The organism is Streptomyces sp. NPDC015242 (assembly GCF_043079125.1).
Classification (GTDB): Bacteria; Actinomycetota; Actinomycetes; order Streptomycetales; family Streptomycetaceae; genus Streptomyces.
The window spans coordinates 49,872-67,129 of sequence record NZ_JBIBUF010000006.1; the positions used below are offsets into that span (position 1 = coordinate 49,872).

16 protein-coding genes and 1 tRNA gene are annotated in these 17,258 nt (G+C 70.3%); 10 read left to right on the plus strand and 7 right to left on the minus strand.

Features of this window, described 5'->3' with window-relative positions:
• Nucleotides 1-306 precede the first annotated feature (306 nt).
• From ACF07N_RS20770 to ACF07N_RS20795, 6 genes are read left to right on the plus strand one after another with little or no spacing between them, the layout of a single operon-like run.
• Nucleotides 307-999: a glycosyltransferase family 2 protein gene (locus ACF07N_RS20770; protein WP_392114952.1), complete on the plus strand. Its 693-nt coding sequence runs from the start codon at nt 307-309 to the stop codon at nt 997-999.
• A complete protein-coding gene (locus ACF07N_RS20775; protein ID WP_392114955.1) occupies nt 996-2,249 on the plus strand; it encodes a glycosyltransferase in 1,254 nt (417 codons plus the stop codon). The genes ACF07N_RS20770 and ACF07N_RS20775 overlap by 4 nt, the downstream gene beginning before the upstream one ends.
• On the plus strand, nt 2,233-3,537 hold the full coding sequence (locus ACF07N_RS20780) for a lipopolysaccharide biosynthesis protein (protein ID WP_392114958.1): 1,305 nt from the start codon (nt 2,233-2,235) through the stop codon (nt 3,535-3,537). The genes ACF07N_RS20775 and ACF07N_RS20780 overlap by 17 nt, the downstream gene beginning before the upstream one ends.
• The gene (locus ACF07N_RS20785; protein ID WP_392114961.1) at nt 3,534-4,664 is read left to right on the plus strand and encodes a glycosyltransferase family 2 protein; all 1,131 of its coding nucleotides are present in this window, start codon (nt 3,534-3,536) and stop codon (nt 4,662-4,664) included. Before ACF07N_RS20780 ends, ACF07N_RS20785 begins: the two co-directional genes overlap by 4 nt.
• Nucleotides 4,642-5,427, plus strand: a complete 786-nt coding sequence (locus ACF07N_RS20790) for a polysaccharide deacetylase family protein (protein ID WP_392115832.1) — start codon at nt 4,642-4,644, stop codon at nt 5,425-5,427. Before ACF07N_RS20785 ends, ACF07N_RS20790 begins: the two co-directional genes overlap by 23 nt.
• 36 nt (nt 5,428-5,463) lie before the next feature.
• Nucleotides 5,464-6,282: a family 16 glycosylhydrolase gene (locus tag ACF07N_RS20795; protein WP_383582942.1), complete on the plus strand. Its 819-nt coding sequence runs from the start codon at nt 5,464-5,466 to the stop codon at nt 6,280-6,282.
• A 377-nt stretch (nt 6,283-6,659) separates the two neighbouring features.
• Here the strand turns inward: ACF07N_RS20795 and ACF07N_RS20800 are convergent, their stop codons facing one another.
• The 3 genes from ACF07N_RS20800 to ACF07N_RS20810 form a co-directional block, all read right to left on the minus strand.
• Complete coding sequence (locus ACF07N_RS20800) at nt 6,660-8,567, minus strand: glycosyltransferase (protein ID WP_392114964.1); 1,908 nt, start codon at nt 8,565-8,567, stop codon at nt 6,660-6,662.
• A gap of 64 nt (nt 8,568-8,631) precedes the next feature.
• The gene (locus ACF07N_RS20805) at nt 8,632-9,732 is read right to left on the minus strand and encodes a GNAT family N-acetyltransferase (protein WP_392114967.1); all 1,101 of its coding nucleotides are present in this window, start codon (nt 9,730-9,732) and stop codon (nt 8,632-8,634) included.
• Entirely contained in the window at nt 9,729-10,577 is an 849-nt protein-coding gene (locus tag ACF07N_RS20810) for a polysaccharide deacetylase family protein (protein WP_392114970.1), read from the minus strand. Before ACF07N_RS20810 ends, ACF07N_RS20805 begins: the two co-directional genes overlap by 4 nt.
• 146 nt (nt 10,578-10,723) lie before the next feature.
• Between ACF07N_RS20810 and ACF07N_RS20815 the strand changes: the two genes are divergently transcribed.
• On the plus strand, nt 10,724-11,455 hold the full coding sequence (locus ACF07N_RS20815; protein WP_392114973.1) for a TetR/AcrR family transcriptional regulator: 732 nt from the start codon (nt 10,724-10,726) through the stop codon (nt 11,453-11,455).
• Here the strand turns inward: ACF07N_RS20815 and ACF07N_RS20820 are convergent.
• From ACF07N_RS20820 to ACF07N_RS20830, 3 genes are all read right to left on the minus strand, one after another.
• Nucleotides 11,418-12,245 (minus strand): DUF427 domain-containing protein, encoded by an 828-nt coding sequence (locus ACF07N_RS20820; protein WP_392114976.1) that lies wholly within the window; start codon nt 12,243-12,245, stop codon nt 11,418-11,420. The genes ACF07N_RS20815 and ACF07N_RS20820 overlap by 38 nt on opposite strands.
• Nucleotides 12,246-12,367: 122 nt before the next feature.
• Nucleotides 12,368-13,351 carry an aldo/keto reductase gene (locus ACF07N_RS20825; RefSeq protein WP_392114979.1) on the minus strand — a complete coding sequence of 328 codons (984 nt, stop codon included), beginning with the start codon at nt 13,349-13,351 and terminating at the stop codon, nt 12,368-12,370.
• A gap of 88 nt (nt 13,352-13,439) precedes the next feature.
• The gene (locus ACF07N_RS20830) at nt 13,440-14,102 is read right to left on the minus strand and encodes an NUDIX domain-containing protein (RefSeq protein WP_383339105.1); all 663 of its coding nucleotides are present in this window, start codon (nt 14,100-14,102) and stop codon (nt 13,440-13,442) included.
• A gap of 237 nt (nt 14,103-14,339) precedes the next feature.
• On the opposite strand from ACF07N_RS20830, the gene ACF07N_RS20835 reads away from it, so the two are divergent.
• Nucleotides 14,340-15,530, plus strand: coding sequence for an FAD-dependent monooxygenase (locus tag ACF07N_RS20835; protein ID WP_392114983.1), 1,191 nt, complete (start codon nt 14,340-14,342; stop codon nt 15,528-15,530).
• A 62-nt stretch (nt 15,531-15,592) separates the two neighbouring features.
• On the opposite strand, the gene ACF07N_RS20840 is transcribed toward ACF07N_RS20835, so the two are convergent.
• Nucleotides 15,593-15,666, minus strand: a tRNA-Pro gene (locus tag ACF07N_RS20840).
• 98 nt (nt 15,667-15,764) lie between these two features.
• On the opposite strand from ACF07N_RS20840, the gene ACF07N_RS20845 reads away from it, so the two are divergent.
• On the plus strand, nt 15,765-16,298 hold the full coding sequence (locus ACF07N_RS20845; protein ID WP_392114986.1) for a DUF309 domain-containing protein: 534 nt from the start codon (nt 15,765-15,767) through the stop codon (nt 16,296-16,298).
• Nucleotides 16,299-16,451: 153 nt separating this feature from the next.
• Complete coding sequence (gene cobF, locus ACF07N_RS20850) at nt 16,452-17,222, plus strand: precorrin-6A synthase (deacetylating) (protein ID WP_392114989.1); 771 nt, start codon at nt 16,452-16,454, stop codon at nt 17,220-17,222.
• Nucleotides 17,223-17,258 lie beyond the last annotated feature (36 nt).

The following is a 17,258-nucleotide window of genomic DNA, read 5'->3' on the forward strand; positions in this document are numbered from 1 at the left end:
CTCGACGGTCGTCCTCGCCGCGTATCCCCGCACTTGACCAGACGACCCGAAACGGACGAACATGTACGTATACGAAGTAAACGTATGACGTCTCCACCCGCGAGGAGCATCACGGACGCCGCCGCATCGACTCCCGGAGACACAGGCACCATGAACTCCAGCCCCTCCCCTCAGCCCGACCCCGTTCTCGCTCCCATGCCCGGTTCCAGCGGCCCCGTTCCCTCGAGGGTCGCGCCCCGCCCGTCCTCCCAGCGCCCCGCTCACCCCCTGCGCCGGGCGGAGGATCGCCCCCCGCCACGTGCGACCGTGAGCCTCGTCGTACCCGCACGCGACGAGGCACGCAACATCCCTTGGGTCTTCGAGCAGATCCCGGACTGCGTCGACGAGGTCATTCTGGTCGACGGCGATTCCCGGGACGCCACCGTGCACATGGCGCGGCACTGCCTGCCCGCCGTCCGCCATGTCCGACAGAGCGGTCCCGGCAAGGGCAACGCGCTGCGTACGGGCTTCCGTGCAGCGACCTGCGACTACATCGTGATGCTGGACGCGGACGGCAGCATGACCCCGGCCGAAATCCCTCACTATGTGCACTTCCTGGACAACGGCTATGACTTCGTGAAGGGCTCGAGATTCATCGCCGGCGGGGGCTCTCTCGACATCACGCGCTTCCGGCGGTTGGGCAACCGCACTCTGCTGGCGGCCGCCAACCACCTCTATCACACGTCACTGACCGATCTGTGCTATGGCTTCTGCGCCTTCCGCCGAAGCTTCCTGGACGACCTCGACCTCCACTCCTCCGGTTTCGAGATCGAGACCGAGATGATCACCCACGCACTCCGCTCCGGACTGCGGATCGCAGAGGTCCCGAGTCTCGAGTCGCCTCGCCGCAGCGGCCGTTCCCACCTGCACGCCCTGTCCGACGGACGGCGTGTGCTGCGCGTACTCCTCTCGGAACGGCCCGGAGCACGGTCGGCTCCGCCCGGACGGAGCAGTCCATGACTGTGATCGGGCCCGCGCCGCTCCTCCCCGGTGACGGCCCGGCGACAGTCGTCGACATCGACCTGGCCGAGCCGGGCAGGTTCAGCCCTCCCGGCAGCCGGGCGCACATCCATCCCCGGGGCCGCGTCCTGGCACTCGTACGACGGCAGGGCCATCCTTTGGGCCTGGTGTCGAGCAGCGGCGCCGATCCGGCGGAACTGTGGCGCACCCTTGCCGAGTCGTCCCGCCACGAACTCGCTGCGCCCCCCGATCCGCCCGCAGGGGGCGGGACCGGTGACACGCCCGACATCAGCGTGGTCGTCCCCACCCACAATCGCTGCGGTCTGCTGCGCCAGTGCCTGGACTCCCTGCTGAGAGCGGAGTACCCGAGCTCGCGGTTCGAGATCATCGTGGTGGACAACGCCCCCGCGAACGCGGCGGCCGAGCATCTCGTCCACACGGCATACCGCGACCGGGTCCGGTACCTGAGAGAACCCGTCGTGGGCGGGGCCAGAGCGCGCAACCGCGGGCTGGCCGCTTCCCACGGCACTCTGGTGGCGTACGCGGATGACGACACCCTGGTCGACGCCCGATGGCTGTCAGCGCTCGCCCAGGCCTTTTCGGGAGACCGGCGGATCGGTTGCGTGACGGGCCTCATCGTGCCCGCCGAGCTGCAGACCGATGCTCAGGCCGCCCTGGAACGGCACGGCGCTTTCGGCAAGGGGTTCAGTCCCCGTTCCTGGTCGCTGCGGGATCCACCCGACGATCCTCTCTTCCCGTTCGCGGCGGGCCACTTCGGTTCCGGAGCCAACATGGCCTTCCGCACCGACGTGCTGAGGGCCCTCGGCGGATTCGACCCGGCCACCGGCCCGGGGACACCCGCGCACGGCGGGGAGGACCTGCTCGCCTTCTTCCAGGTGGTGGTCAGCGGCCGTACCCTCGTCTACCGGCCCGACGCGATCGTCTGGCACCGTCACCGACGCACCGCAGACGCCCTGCCCGCCCAGGCCTTCGGGTACGGCGCCGGCTTCGGGGCTTATCTGACCGCAGCGCTCGCCCACCATCCAGGCATGCTGCCCGCCCTGCTGCGCAGGCTCCCCGGCGGCATCCGGTACGCGGCCGCCAGGTCCCGCACACGTGCCCGCCGTGAGGACGCAGCTTGGTCGCGGCGGCTGGCCCTGCTCGAGATCGAAGGCCTGGCATACGGACCGGTGGGATATCTACGCGGTCGCCGTCACCTCGCCTGGAGCAGCCGTGCGTGCGCAACCTGAAGCGGGTGTCGCCGGACTGCGAGCCGGAATCTCCGCCGCCCTCCCTCGGGATCCACTGCTGCGCAACGGACACCTCCTGGCCGTCGCCTCCCTGGCGAACGCCGCACTGGGAGCCGTCTTCTGGATCTGCGCCTCACGCTGGTACGACGACCGGGCGGTGGGTCTCAGCTACTCCGCTCTCTCCGCCGTCACGCTGCTCGCCTGCGTCGGTCAACTGAACCTCTCCGACGTCCTCGTCCGGTTCGTACCGTCCGCGGGACGGCACACCCGCGGGCTGATCCTCACCTGTTATGCGGCGGGCACCGCCTGCAGCGTGCTGGCCGCGGTGGCCTTCCTGTTGCTGGTGCCCCACATCGCGCCCGACCTCGGTTTCCTGCTGACTCCCTGGACCGGCTTCTGCTTCGTGGCGGCCACGGTCGGCTATGCCATGTTCATCCTGCAGGACGGCGCTCTGACCGGAGTGAGGCGCCCTTCATGGGTCATGGCGGAGAACCTGATGTTCGCCGTGGTGCGCAACGTGCTGCTGGCCGTAGGCGCAGCCCTCGCCGTGTTCAGCGGCATCCTGCTGTCCTGGGCCGGCGCCTTCGCCGTCTCCTTCTTCGTGGTCAACGTCTACCTCATGCGGCGCGCGGTGCCCCGTCATGAGCAGGGCGCTCCGGAAACCGCCCGCCCGCCCCGCTTGGTCGGATACGCGGCCGCGGACTACGTCGGCTCGCTCTTCCGCATGGCGGCCTACACATTCGCGCCGCTACTGGTGCTCAACAGCCTGGGTGCGGAGCAGAGCGCCTACTTCTCGCTGGCATGGGTCGTCGGCTTCATGCTCTATCTGGTGACGACGAACATGGGCAGTTCGCTGATCGTGGAGGCCGTGCGCAACCCCGCGCGACTGCCCGCGCACGCTGACCGGATGCTGCGTCATTCGGGCGTGTTGCTGGCACTCGCCGCAGGCGGCACGATCGTCTTCGCGCCCGGGATCCTGTCGCTGTTCGGTCCGGAGTACAGCCTGCACGGAACGACACTGCTGCGGCTTGTGGCCCTCTCCGCGCTGCCGAACCTGGTGGTCAGCCTGGCGGTCGATGTGGCCCGCGCCCGTCGGAACATGCGCATGGTGGTGGGACTTCAGTTCGCCCTGTGCGTCGCGGTGATGGGCCTCGCCGCCTTGCTCCTGCCGGTGCTCGGCCTGAGTGGTGCGGGTGTCGCCTGGCTCACGTCCCAGTCCGTACTGGCGCTGTACCTGTTGATCTGGCGGTCGCATTGGCTGCCCCACCGCTCGGAGCCGCTGCCATGAGCACCGCGCCCGGCCGCAGCGAGACGCGGAGAGCGAACTCCGTCGACATCTCCGTGGTGATCTGCGTGTACACCGAGGAACGGTGGGAGGACATCCTGGCGGCGGTGTCCTCGGTACGGATCCAGTCGCTTCCGGCCTTGGAGACGCTACTGGTGGTCGACCACAACCCGGCCCTGCTCGATCGGTTGCTCCGGCGGTACGGTCAAGCCGGGGCAACGGTACGGGTGATGGCGAACGCTGGGCCACCCGGCCTGTCGGCGGGCCGCAACACCGGCATCGCCGCCGCCCGCGGCTCGGTCGTGGCGTTCCTCGACGACGACGCGGTGGCCGAAGAGGACTGGTTGTTGCACTTCGCCACGGCCTACACGGACTCGCGGGTCATGGCGGTCGGCGGACGCACGGTGCCGGCATGGAGTTCCGGGCACCGGCCGTCCTGGTTCCCGGCAGAGTTCGACTGGGTGGTCGGCTGTACGTACGTGGGCTTCCCGCGGGGCCGGGTCCCGGTGCGCAACGTGTTCGGAGGCAACGCCTCCTTCCGCCGCGCGGCCTTCGACCTCGTGGGTGGCTTCGCGACCGGTATCGGCAGAGACGGTGGCAAGCACCCGCTGGGATGCGAGGAGACAGAGCTCTGTATCCGCCTGACCCGCGCCGCCCCCCACGCGGTACTTCTGGTCGACGACCGAGCGGTGATCCACCACAAGGTCCCCGCCTCCCGGGAGCGCTTCGCCTACTTCCGCCGTCGCACCTATGCCGAGGGGCTGTCGAAGGCACGCGTGGCACGCAGCGTCGGTGCGGGCATGGGCCTGCAGTCCGAACGCCGCTACACCGCACGTGTCCTCTCCTCGGGGGCTGCGCGCCATCTGAGCCAGGCGCTGTCCGGGCAGCCGGGCGGCGTGGGCAGGGCCTGCGCCATCGTGGCCGGCCTGGCTTCGGCGGCGAGCGGATATCTCGTCGGCAGTCTGGCCGTCCGGCGTGCCGGACCAGTGTCGGTGGACTCGGAGCTGCCCACCCTCCCCGCAGGCCCGGTTCCGGGCGGCGCTTCGCCACTGCCGTCCGAACGCTTCATCGAGGGAGGTCGCGGTGACTCAGTCCGTTCCCATTCTCATGTACCACGCGGTGGCCCATGACCCCCGGCCCTCGACGCACGCTCTGTCCGTCTCACCGCGGGCGTTCACGGACCAGATGCGGCTCCTGGCCGACCGCGGCTGCGCTCCTGTGACCACGGCGCGGCTGGCAGCGGCATGGCGCGGCGGCCCGCCCCTTCCCCTCCATCCCGTACTGATCACGTTTGATGACGGCTACGAGGGTGTCCATCGCCATGCCCTTCCTCTGCTGGCCCGGCACGCATTCCCGGCGACTCTCTTCGTCTCGACCGGCTGGCTGCGGGGCCCCTACGACACGGCATGCGCCCTGGACACCATGCTCGACTGGCGGCAGGTACGCGAACTGGCGGCGGCCGGAACCGAGATCGGCGGTCACAGCCACACCCATCCCCAGCTGGACCAGCTCGCCGATGCGTACCTGTGGCTCGAGGTGCTGAGGTGCTGGGACATCATCGGCGAAGAGCTCGGCGCCGCACCCGTCTCGTTCGCTTACCCGTACGGCTATTCCAGCCATCGGGTCCGCAGGGTGGTGCGAGCCGCAGGCTTCGCGCAGTCACTCTCCGTGGGCAATGCGCTGGCTCGGCCATCCCAGGGACCTTACGCTCTGAAACGAGTCACGGTGCGACGCAGCACCTCTCTCCAGGAATTCGAACAACTCGTGGACGGACGGAGGGTCACTCGCCGTTACGCCGCAGACCGCGCGCTCACGAATGGGTACGCCTTGCTCCGCGGATCTCGACGGCTGATACGGACGGTGACCGCCGGTCTCCTTTCCTCCACCGCTTGAGGACCCCCGAACGACCCGCTGGAGAACGATGCCGCCATGCTCCGACCCTTCTCCCGGAAACGCCCCTCGCGACACACGTCTCTCGCGAACGTCCTGATCGGTATCGCCGCCACCTTCACCACCGCCAATTGCTCGGCCCCCGAGGAGGCGCCACGCCCCGAAGGAATGCCGGGCGACTGGCACCTCGTGTTCAGCGATGAGTTCGACGGCACCGGGCTGAACGAGGAGAAGTGGACAGTCGGAAGTCCCTACGGCAGCGGCGGTGTCGATGTGACCGAGCCCGTCAACAGCGATGAACTGCAGTGCTACGACTCCGCTCTGGTGGCGGTGTCCGACGGGGCGCTGAACATCCGGGCCGAGAGAAAGCGCGTCACCTGCGGAGGGAGGACGACGGATTACGCCTCCGGGATGGTGAATACGCGGGATCACTTCCAGCAGCGGTTCGGAGCCGTGGAGGCCCGTATTCACCTTCCGGCGGCGGCACCCGGAGTGATCGCGAACTGGCCGGCGTTCTGGCAGGTCGGGGCGGAGTGGCCACAAGACGGGGAGAACGACGTGATGGAGGGATTGCTGGGCCGTGCCTGCTTCCACTTTCGCTCGGCGCCGGGCGACGGGGGCGAAAAGGGTGGGTGCGCCAAGGGCGATTTCACGGGCTGGCACACCTACGGGGCGAACTGGCAGCCCGGGCGTGTGGAGTACTACTACGACGGCGAGCTCGTCGGTGCCGTCACGGAAGGAGTCACCGACGTCCCGCAGTGGTTCATGCTGAACTACTCGATTCAGCCAGAGGTCGGCGGGCCGACGAAACTCCCGGCGGACATGCGGGTGGACTACGTTCGCGCCTGGCAGGAATGATCATCCATCCCCCGGTCCGGAGTGGCCGGCGCGGCGCCAGGGCGGAGCCAGTGTCGCCACCGTCGACACCACCGCCACGATCACAAGAGCCCGCTGTGCCGTGAGGGCTCCGGTCAGCGTCAGGGTCATGGCGACAAGAAGAGCGCTGGACACGCTGACTGCTCCCGTCAGTACGGCCATGTGCTGCGCGGTCCTGCCAGGCACACCTCGGCCGGCATGTCGCTCGGACGGCAGTCGCAGTGCCAGCGGGAGGCCCGGGAACACCAACATCCCTCCCATCACGACGACCACACGCAGAGCGCTCCCGGCAGGCAGTTCGAGGGCGGCCGGCGCACACCACGCGGCAAGAATCAGAATCGCAGAGCGGGCCCAGAGGTTCATCGGTTCTCCTGGGTCTCCGCCGGAGTGAAGAGGTAGATCTTGGCGTCCTTGTTCTGGAACACCATGCGGAAAGCCGGATGGTCGGCGAGCATGCCGTCGACTTTCGACATGCTGGCAGGAATGAGTCCCGTTGCCCGGATCCTGCCTTCCTGCGCCCTGTTGAGCATCAGGTACACGGGGCCCTCCCGCCCGGCGACAAGCGATGCGAGTGTGCCTGCCGGATCGGTCGCGAATCGCTTCTTGTCGGGTTCTTCCTGCAGCTCGATCCACACGCTCGGATGCAGGTCGTAGTCGGTGTAACCGGCAGGAACGTCCTCGGTGACAGCGGTCACGACTGCACCGCGGGGCGCGTGATCGAACAACCAGCGGCTGGCCGCCACCTCGGAGCGTGTGAAGTAGAGAGCCGTCGCCCCGTCGGGGTTGCAGAAGTAGCAGATGGTGAAACCTGCGAAGAGCACGGGCAGTGCCACCGGCAGCACCAGTCGGCGTGCGACTCTCCGCGGGCGTGGCGCGGCGAGCATCGCGGTGGCGCCGAAGGCCATCGCCGGCAGGGAGAACATGTAGGCGCGAAACAGCATCTCGCCGTCGTAACTGTTGAGGGCGAGCAGCACCAACGGGGCGCCCGCGAGCAGTGGAAGCGGCGTGCGACGCAGCGACGGCCGGAGAAGCAGGGCCGCTGCCGCGAGCACCCACACCGTGCCCGACAGGGCGCGGTCCGTCCAGGCGACCAGTACCTGCGCATCGGTCGCGCCGGCGAGGTCGAGGAGACCGGCGCTGGCGTTCGACTCGGGTTGTGTGACGCCCTGGATCATCTCCTGGGCGTTGGCCGAGAAGAACGGCCTGGCCACCGTGAGACCCCAGGCCACGTTCAGGGCGACGGTCCCGACCAGGATCGGCAGTACTGTCGGCCGGTTCCGCCTCGGCAGGGCCAGGGCGGCCAGAGTGATGATCAGCATCACCGGCGTCAGGGGATGCGAGCACGTGATCGCCGCAACGATGCACAACACCAGCAGCATCCAGCGGATCGACGGGCGCCCACCAGCCGCTCCCCCAGCGCCACCCGGTGCCTGTCTCGAGTGGGGGAGGCGCCTCACGACGATGGCCAGAACGGTCACGTACAACAGGAACGTCAGTGTCTGGGGGGCGAAGTAATCCTGCGTCACCCAGAGGCAGGTGTAGAACACCCAGGCCGCCGCCCAGGACAGTCTCCTGCTGCGGGAAAATGATCGGTACAGGATGATGAGCGGGGCGAGCAGCAGAGCGTCGGCGACCGCGGAACCCCAGGCGGCATAGGAGAGTGCCGAATCGATACCGGTCGCCTCGACGACCACGGCGTTCAGGGCGAAGAAGCCCGGCCAATGGTGATAGAGATCGAGCCCGCGATCGTCGACGACAGGCAGCTCGCCGACGCGAAGCAATACGTCGATCATCGACACGTGCTTCCACGCCCAGTTGTCGCTCAGACGGCCGTAGGCGATGGGGGCTGTGGCATGGAGCATCGCGATGAGCGCCAGAACATATCCCGCGTAGAGCCTGTCCCGGGTACGCCGGTCTGAAAGGGCCGCGCAGAAACCGAAAGCCAGCAGGGCAGCCGCCACCCAAAAGGAGATCGGTAGCACCTCCACGAGGCCATAGACGCCCATCCCCTCCACATTCACATTGCGCAGAGAAAGTAGCCATGTGGCCACCGCGGCAAGGAGGGCGACGTAAGCGAACAGGCGCACGGAGCGGATTTCTCGCGACCCGTTCGACGCGGCCGGGGAGAAGGCGACCCCCCTCTGCCGGGGCGGCAAAATGCGCTGACGATCCTCAGGTTTCATATGCAGTCTGTCTATCACGGCGGGCCGCTTTCTCCCGGCGTTCAGCTCGTGCTGCGGCAGTAATAGGGTGAGTTCATTCGTCACACCATTCCTCCCGCCGCGCCCTCTGCCGGGACGCCGTCAGGAAGCGCGAGCAGGACGTCCTCGATCAGGTGACGGGGGACTCGGTCCATCGCGTCCGCAAGGCACCGACGCCGTTCAGCGTCCTGCGGGCCGCCTGGCGCAGGTACGGCCTCTCCAGCACGGCGTCGTAAGCGATCCCGACCGGTACCCGGCGCAGCCAGTGGGTCACGGCGCCGGCGGACGGCAGCGCCACCCACCCCTCCGCCACGGTCTGATCCCTGGTCTTCAGCGTGTCCTTGTACTGACTCGCGCCACGCGCCAGGTCCAGGTAGGCCACGCCCGCCCCAGCGGCCTCCTCCGCCATCCTCAGATAGAGCAGCATTCCCGGCGAGTACCTGGCGAAGTGTGTGTCATAAGCAGGAAACCACGTGGCGAAAACCCGTTCCGACCACAGCCCGAAATGCGTGGCGACGGGCTGCCCGCCGGCATAAAGGACCGACAGAACGCCAACCGGTGACGATTCGCAGCGGGCCGCGTGCAGTCGCCTCAACAACTCGGCTATCCAGGGTTTCGCGAAGCGGTCCCGACGCCCTGTTCTGCGGTACTGTGCGGACTTCCATCGCATCAGCGTACGCAACTGCTCCGGATCCCTCTCATCGAAGACGAAACGGATGTCCCCAACTTCTCGTGCCAGCTTGCGAGTGAATCGTCGCATGTCACCAAGAAACCGTTTGGAGTTCTGCGACACCCGAGCCTTGTACTGTTCGTATCCGTCACTCACATCCATGACGGCGGACGGGTGGAACCTGCGAGCGAAAGGAGAAAAAGGCGGTGCGTCACCGACGAGATTGTCGAATTCCCACACCGTGAGCCCACAGGCCCGCAGGAGAGGCTCGGCTTCACGTACGGCCCCGGGGCGCTGCACCACGGCCTGACAGTCGGAGACCCCCAGCCCCACAGCACAACCCACCCCCAGCGCCCCGTGCTCGAAGGGGAAGAACGCCACGGAATCCCCCGCCTGTTCCGCCACGGCGACGCGGACTCGCGGACGCACGGCAGAGACAGCTCGAGCGAAATCGGGGCCGAGGAACGGATTGGCGTACTGCGATGACTCCGATTGGATGTCGCGCCAAGCGGCCACCTCGGCGGGCCTCAAATCGGCCGGGGAAACGACCTTTATCCTCACGACCGTCCTCCTGCTTCGCTGAGGCTGCGGCGAGGCTCGGACGGTGGCCCCCCGACCGGGGTGCCCAGCCGGGACCGTGCACGGCGATACAGACGCCATGCCCTGGTCCGCGGGCGCTCACGGAAGGGTGCGGTCCGGGCGCCTCGGCCGTCGACCCAGTCCTGGAAGACACCGATCGGCGTGTCGGCGCGAACCGTCAAGCGGGAGATCCGGAACGGGTTGTCACGCGGTGAACTGAACGCGTTGCCGACCTCGCAGGCCGAGCCCCACCCGGCTGCGTGGACGTCGCGCCGGACTCGGGCGTCGGAGTAGCCGTGGGGATAGGCGAACGTGGAGACCCGGTGACCCAGTTCGTTCTCCAGCGTCTCTCGGCAGCCGACGATCTCGTCGACCAGCTTGCGCCGCGGAAACGTGTCCAGCTGCGGATGAGTGCGGGAATGGCCGCCGATTTCCACCCCTGCGACGTCCAGCGTTCTTATCTGCCGCCAGCTCAGCATGTCGGCGGGCGGCAACAGACTTTCTCCGGCGCTCCCGCCGGGAGTGCGCACCGCCCCGGTGGTGATGTAGAGGGTGGCGGGAAAACCACGGGTGGCGAGTTGGGGATACACCGAACGCCAGAAGTCTGCGAAGCCGTCGTCGAAGGTGAGGACTGCGGGACGCGACGGCAATGACGTCCCGTGACGCATGGCAGCGACCAGTTCCGCAAGTGGTATCACCGTACGCCCGGCGGCCGTCAGCCGGTCGAGCTGTGCCGCGAACCTCGCCGGCCGGACGGTGAACGGCGCTATCCAGGCCGGCGGATTGTCCGTGACGGCGTGGTACAGGAAGACGGGCACGGAAGTCATGGGAGTATGTTCCTCCGTCGTATATTTACGACGTTTACGTCCAGCCTGCTACGGGTGGTACAGCCCGTCAAGACGGAGGCGGACGGGCCGTGTTTACCTCCCATACGCGGTCACGGAGGACTCGGCAGCACCGTGAGGAGAGACGAATGGCGAACAGTTCGAGGAACGGCCCGGCGCGTCGCGCCAGCGACCGCGGCCGCTACGGCCGGCTGAACCGGGGCCGGGTGCTGGCCACCGCCCTGGACCTGGTCGACCGGGAAGGCCTCTCCGCCCTCAGCATGCGTCGCCTCGGCAGTGAGCTCGGCGTGGAGGCCATGGCGCTGTACCGGTACGCCTCGAACAAGGACGCCCTCCTCGACGGCCTCGTCGAGGCCCTGTACCTGGAGCTGGAGGACCGGCTGCCACCGGCCGGCGAGTCGGTCGCCGACTGGCGGGCCGGGCTGCACCAAATCGCCCGGGCGACCTACGACGTATGCCTGGCCCATCCCCAGGCCGTGCCCCTGCTCGCCACCCGTCTGCTCGCGGTCCCCCTGGCCCGCCGTCCCGCCGCCGTGCTGCGCGACCACGAGCGGGTGCTCGCGTTGCTGCGGGGAGCCGGGTTCGGCGAGACGACCGCCTCCGCCGTGTTCCGCGCCTTCACCGCCTGGCTGCTGGGCTACGTGACCGTGGAACTGCGCCCCATGGTCGACAACCCCGATGAGACGGATCCGGCCTTCCGGCTCGGGCTGCACCGGCTGTCCCCCAAGGAGCTGCCGACCCTGCGGGACACGGCCGCCTCGCTCGCCGAGCGGGGTGGGCCCGAGGGTCTCGCGGCCGGTCTCGACGCCCTGCTCGACGGCTTCAGCGGCGGCGGCCCGCCTTCCGCAGCATCCCGCTGAACGGCGTCTCCGGCCGCTCCAGCCGCTCCCCGTCCAGCGTGATGTCCACGACCTCGTTGAAGAAGGCGAGGCGTCCGCGGATCGCCGCCACCGCGGGCAGCGGGTCGGGGTAGGTCCACACCAGGTCCGGCGGCACGTCGCCCTCGCCGCGCCAGGTCCAGTAGGAGGCGGTGCCCTTGTAGGGGCACCCGGTGTGGTGGTCGGTGGGCTCGAAGAGGTCCAGGCGTACGTCCTCGCGCGGCAGGTAGTACCGGGTCGGCAGGGACGTCTCGAAGAGCAGGACCGGCGCGTGGGTGTCCGCGACGAGGTGCCCGTCGACCTCGATCCGCACGTGGCGGCTGCTGGGCAGCGCGTCCACGCGTTTGTGCGGGTCACGGGGGTGGATGAAGCTTTCCTCGTCCTCCTCGTACCAGTGGTCGAGGCCCGTGTCGGTGCGCCGGAACCATTCGAAGGCGATGTGGCCGGCCAGGTCGTCGGCGGGGAAGGTCCAGGCCGCGTTCGGGCGTGTCTCGCCGTCGGCGACCAGGTCGTAGAAGACCTGGGAGCCGGTGTGGGTGCCGGTGGGCGGGTCGGCCGCCGGGCGCAGGAGGTCGGTGCGGACGTCCGCGTGCGGGAAGGCGTACTGGGGCACGGGCAGGCCCGGTTCCCAGACGAGCACCGGGTGGCGGCTGTCGACGACGGTGACGTCGCCCTTGCGGCCGCGCACCCAGCGCTCGCTGGGCTCCCACAGGAGGCCTTCGGGGGTGGTGGTGATCGACCGGGCGGCGGGGTGGGCCGGGTGGGTGGTCATGGCCGGTGTCTCCTTCGCGCGCAGGCGGTTCGCGAGGGTCCGCGCCTCCCGGAGTGGACCGGTCCACACCTGTCGGGGTCCGGGAGGCCGGAGGACCGTACCCCTCCACCGTCCCACGGCTGTCAGTGCGCCGCGTCGAGCCGGGCCCGCTGCTCCTCGGTCAGTTCCAGGTCCACCGCGGCCAGGTTCTCCTCCAGCTGGGCCAGGGAGGAGACCCCGGCCAGCGGGACGATCGGCAGGTCGCCGCCGATCTGCCAGGCCAGCACCACCTGGTTTACGGTCGCCCCGGTCTCCCGGGCCACCTCGCGCAGTACCGCCAGTCGGGCCGGGGTGCCGGGGTGGTCGAAGTCGGCGGGGAGCCGCTCCGGGCGGCTGTAGGCACCCTTCAGCAGGGGTGAGTAGGCGACCAGTGTCAGGGCGGGTTCGGCCCTCAGGTAGCCGAGCAGGTCGGGGCCGGCGTGGCCGAGGCTGCCGTCCGGGAAGAGGTCGTCGGGCACGTCCGTGCGGGGCCGCAGGTGGGTGTGCGCGTACTGGAGCACCTCGTAGCCGGGCAGTCCGGCCGCGGCCGCCAGGGACCGGGCCCGCTCGACGCGCCAGGTGGCGTGGTTGCTGGCGCCGAGCAGTCCCACCGTGCCCTCGGCGACGAGCGCGCCGAAGGCCTCGACGGTCTCCTGGAGGGGGACGGTGCGGTCCTCGATGTGCGCGTACAGCAGGTCCAGCTTCTCCATGCCGAGGCGCTCGCGGCTGCGCTCCGCCGACTCGCGGATCACCTTCGCCGACAGGCCCTCGGGATTGTCGGTGTAGCTCGTGCCGGGGGCCAGGGGGCGGGCCCCGAGCTTGGTCGCGACGACGATCTCGTCGCCGACGCCGCGGCTGCGCCGCCAGCGCCCGAGCAGTTCCTCGCTCTGGCCGCCCTGGCCGCCGTCGACCCAGAAGGCGTAGTTGTCGGACGTGTCGATGAAGGTGCCGCCGGCCTCGACATAGCGGTCGAGCAGGGCGAAGGACGTCGCCTCGTCCGTCACCGAGCCGAACAGCATGGCGCCCAGTGCCAGCACGCTCACCTCGCGGCGCGTGCGCGGGTCCGTGCCGATCGTGCGGTACTTCATGGATGCTCCTCCCGTGCGCGCCCCGGGCCTCGGGGCACGCACGGGAGTCTTCCTGTTGAAGAGCGCTCGAAGTCAAGGACGCGGGGCGTCAGCGGGCGAACGGCCCCTCCAGCGCCGCCCACTGCAGCAGCATGATGGTCTTGGCGTCGGCGATCTCGCCGGTGCGGATCATCTCCAGGGCTCTGCGGAAGGGCAGTTCGAGGATCTCGATGTCCTCGCCCTCCTCGCCGAGGCCGCCTCCCTCGTGGGTGCGGGTCGACGGACCGTAGGCGGCGGCGTAGAAGCTGACCCGTTCGGTGACCGAGCCGGGGCTCATGTAGACGTCGAAGACGTGCCGCACCTCGCCGATGGTGTGGCCCGTCTCCTCCACGACCTCGCGCCGTACGGCGATCTCCGGGTGCTCGTCCTCGTCGTCGAGCAGGCCGCCCGGCGTCTCCACGAGCATGCCGTCGGGGTGCCCGTTGACGTACACCGGGAAGCGGAACTGGCGGGTGAGCAGGACGGTTTCGCGTTCGGCGTCGTAGAGCAGCATCGTGGCCCCGTTGCCGCGGTCGTGCGTCTCGCGTTCCTGGGTGCTCCAGGTGCCGTCGGCGTGCCGGTAGTCGAAGGTCGTGGTCCGCTCGACGTACCAGTGGCTGGACAGGAGCCTCACGTCGCGCACCCTGACGCGTGGGTTGCCGGTGAGGTCCCGGCCGGTGCGGTCGAGTCCGGTGCGGCCCCTGCGGTCGGGGGTGTCGATGCCGGCGGTCATCGGGCACCGGCCGGGCGGCGGTGGCGCGGGAAGATCGAAAAGGTCATGTCCGCTTCTACCATCCTCAGGCCGCCCGGGTGCGGCGTCCCGAGCGTGACGGGTCTGCGACTGCCCGCCGCCCGGTGCGGCGGAGGACAGTGGGAGCCTGCCCTCCACGGGCCCCCGGCGACGGGCCGCGGGGTGGGGACGGCGGGCAGCGGACGGCGACGGTCCGCTGCGTCTCACGGGGGAGGGCTCATGGAAGCGGACCGGGACGCGCGGCACGCGCTCGTGGTGGGGGCCGGGATCGGCGGACTGGCCGCCGCGCTCGCCCTCGGCCGTGCCGGCTGGCGGGTGACGGTGCTGGAGCGTGCGGCGGCCGTCGGGGAGATCGGCGCGGGCATCCAGCTCAGCCCGAACGGGGTGCGGGTGCTGAGTTCCCTCGGCGTGCTGGAACAGCTGCTGCCCACGACGTTCCGGCCCGAGGCGGTCGAGATGCGGCTCGGCCGCTCCGGCCGGCGCGTCTTCCGCGTCGAACTCGCCGAGACCGCGGTACGGCGGTGGGGAGCCCCCTACCTGCACGTCCACCGCTCCGACCTGCTCGACGCCCTGCTCGCCGGGACGGCCGGCGGCGGTCCGGACATCACGCTGCTGACGGGGTCGGCCGTGCGCGGCTACGAGCAGGGGCCGCGGAGCGTGACGGCGGTCCTCGACTCGGGCAAGCGGATCGGCGGGAGCCTGCTCGTCGGGGCGGACGGCATCCATTCGGCGATCCGCGAGCGGATGCTGGGGGCCGGCGCACCCCGGTTCACCGGCCATGTCGCCTGGCGGGTCACCGTCCCGGTCGAGCGCCTGGGCCGGGACGCGCCGCCGCCCACCGCGTGCCTCTGGGTGGGTGAGCGGCGGCATGCCATCACCTACCGGCTGCGCGGCGGGACCCTGGCCAACCTGGTGGCGGTGGTGGAGCGCGACGCGTGGCGGGGCGAGTCCTGGACCGAGCGGGGCACCCGGCAGGACGCGCTGGCCGACTTCGCGGGCTGGCACCCCACGGTGACCACCGCGCTGCGGGAGGCGGAGACCCACTTCCGCTGGGCGCTGTTCGACCGCGATCCGCTGGAGACGTGGGTGGACGGGCGGGTCGCGCTCCTCGGTGACGCGTGCCATCCGATGCTGCCCTACCTGGCGCAGGGCGCCACCATGGCCCTGGAGGACGCGCGGGTCCTGGCCGACCGGCTCGAACACATCGACGACGTACCGGGGGCACTGCGGTCGTACGCCGCCGCAAGGCGTCCGCGCACCGCACGCGTGCAGGCCGGTTCCCGGCAGAACGGGCAGCGCTTCCACCGGGAGGGCCGCTTCGCCCACGTGCCCCTGTGGCTGCTCGGGAAGCTGGCGCCGCGCGTGTACCACCGCCGGCTGGACTGGCTCTACGGGCATCGCGTGCCGTGAGCGCCCGTCGCCTGACGGAAAAGGTCCCCGCAGGCATCCGCCTGCGGGGACCTCTCGCACCGTCGGGACGACAGGATTTGAACCTGCGACCCCTTGACCCCCAGTCAAGTGCGCTACCAAGCTGCGCCACGTCCCGGTGCGCGCCACCCGCGGTGAACCGCGTGATCGCGCGAACAGCACTTTACCCCACACCCCTGGCCGTGCCGAAAGCGGCCCGGGCGGGACAATCGGCGTATGGGCAGCACAGGAGAGACCTACTCGGACCGGCCCGGCGGCGCGCGGGACCGCGACGCGGAGGGCCGGGCTCGCAACGCCCGGCCGCGGGACGGGCTCGGCCGTCCCCTGCCGTACGGCGCGGACGGCGTGCCGCGCCAGCCGGAGGGCGTGGTCCGTACGCCGGAGGAGACCGTCGCCGAGGCGCAGCGACTGCTCGACGAGGGGAAACCGTTCCACGCGCACGAGGTGTTCGAGGACGCGTGGAAGTCGGGCCCCGATGAGGAACGCGAGCTGTGGCGAGGGCTCGCCCAGCTCGCCGTGGGCCTCACGCACGCCGCCCGCGGCAACCTCACGGGCGGTGCCCGGCTGCTGCGGCGGGGCGCGAGCGCGGCGGAGACGTGGGTGTCGGGCTCCGGGCGCGTCCGGCCGCACGGCATCGACGTCGATACCGTCGCCGCCTGGGCCCGGGAGCTGGCCCGCGAGGTCGAGCGGGAGGGCCGGGCCGTGGACGCGGGAGCGCGGGCACCCCGGTTGCGCGGGCCGTCCACCTGAGCCGACCTGACCCGGCCCCACCCCGGCACCGACCCACCCGGCACCGGCAACGGCCGTCCAAGCCGGGCTCACCCGGCATCGGCACCGGCACCGGCACCGGCCCACCCGGGACGCGGTGCAGGGCCGCCTCCGCGCGTGCGGCAGACTCGGGGCGTGCGAAAGATTCATGTCATCGGTATCGGCGCGGGCGACCCCGACCAGCTCACGCTCCAGGCGGTCAGGGCACTGCGGAGCACGGACGTGTTCTTCATCCTGGACAAGGGCGAGGTGAAGTCGGACCTCACCGCGCTGCGGCGGGACATGCTCGGCACGCACGTCGAGGAGGGCACCTACCGGGTCGTCGAAGCCCGTGACCCGGAGCGGGACCGGCGGGCCGGCGGCGCGGCCTACTCCCCCGCCGTCGGGGACTGGCGCAGCGCCCGGGCCGACATCTACGAGCGGCTGATCACCGAGGAGCTCGGCGCGGAGCAGACCGGCGCGTTCCTGGTGTGGGGCGACCCCGCGCTGTACGACAGCACCCTGGCGATCCTGGAGGAGGTGCTGGAGCGCGGCACCGTGGCGTTCGAGTACGACGTCGTGCCCGGCATCAGCAGCGTCTCCGCGCTGGTCGCCCGGCACCGCACGGGCCTCAACCGCGTCGCCCGGCCGGTGCAGATCACCACGGGCCGGCGGCTCGCGGAGGGCTTCCCGGAGGGCGTGGACGACGTGGTCGTGATGCTCGACGCGCACCAGGCGTTCCGGCGGTACGCGGACGAGGACGTCGACATCTACTGGGGCGCCTACATCGGCACGCCGGACGAGATCCTGGTCTCCGGCCCGATCGCCGAGGCCGCCCCGCGCATCGAGCGGCTGCGCGCCGAGGCGCGTGAGCGCAAGGGCTGGATCATGGACACGTATCTGCTGCGGCGCAACCCGCGCGACTGACACGACTGGGGCGCACGACACCGGGCACCCGTGCGG

What these genes read in the sequence shown, in the direction of transcription:
- ACF07N_RS20820 (WP_392114976.1), bottom strand. Translation starts at nt 12,245, where the DNA reads ATGACCACCCACCCGGCCCACCCCGCCGCCCGGTCGATCACCACCACC.
- ACF07N_RS20775 (WP_392114955.1), top strand. Translation starts at nt 996, where the DNA reads ATGACTGTGATCGGGCCCGCGCCGCTCCTCCCCGGTGACGGCCCGGCG.
- ACF07N_RS20845 (WP_392114986.1), top strand. Translation starts at nt 15,765, where the DNA reads ATGGGCAGCACAGGAGAGACCTACTCGGACCGGCCCGGCGGCGCGCGG.
- ACF07N_RS20785 (WP_392114961.1), top strand. Translation starts at nt 3,534, where the DNA reads ATGAGCACCGCGCCCGGCCGCAGCGAGACGCGGAGAGCGAACTCCGTC.
- ACF07N_RS20825 (WP_392114979.1), bottom strand. Translation starts at nt 13,351, where the DNA reads ATGAAGTACCGCACGATCGGCACGGACCCGCGCACGCGCCGCGAGGTG.
- ACF07N_RS20790 (WP_392115832.1), top strand. Translation starts at nt 4,642, where the DNA reads ATGTACCACGCGGTGGCCCATGACCCCCGGCCCTCGACGCACGCTCTG.
- ACF07N_RS20835 (WP_392114983.1), top strand. Translation starts at nt 14,340, where the DNA reads ATGGAAGCGGACCGGGACGCGCGGCACGCGCTCGTGGTGGGGGCCGGG.
- ACF07N_RS20815 (WP_392114973.1), top strand. Translation starts at nt 10,724, where the DNA reads ATGGCGAACAGTTCGAGGAACGGCCCGGCGCGTCGCGCCAGCGACCGC.
- ACF07N_RS20810 (WP_392114970.1), bottom strand. Translation starts at nt 10,577, where the DNA reads ATGACTTCCGTGCCCGTCTTCCTGTACCACGCCGTCACGGACAATCCG.
- ACF07N_RS20830 (WP_383339105.1), bottom strand. Translation starts at nt 14,102, where the DNA reads ATGACCGCCGGCATCGACACCCCCGACCGCAGGGGCCGCACCGGACTC.
- ACF07N_RS20795 (WP_383582942.1), top strand. Translation starts at nt 5,464, where the DNA reads ATGCTCCGACCCTTCTCCCGGAAACGCCCCTCGCGACACACGTCTCTC.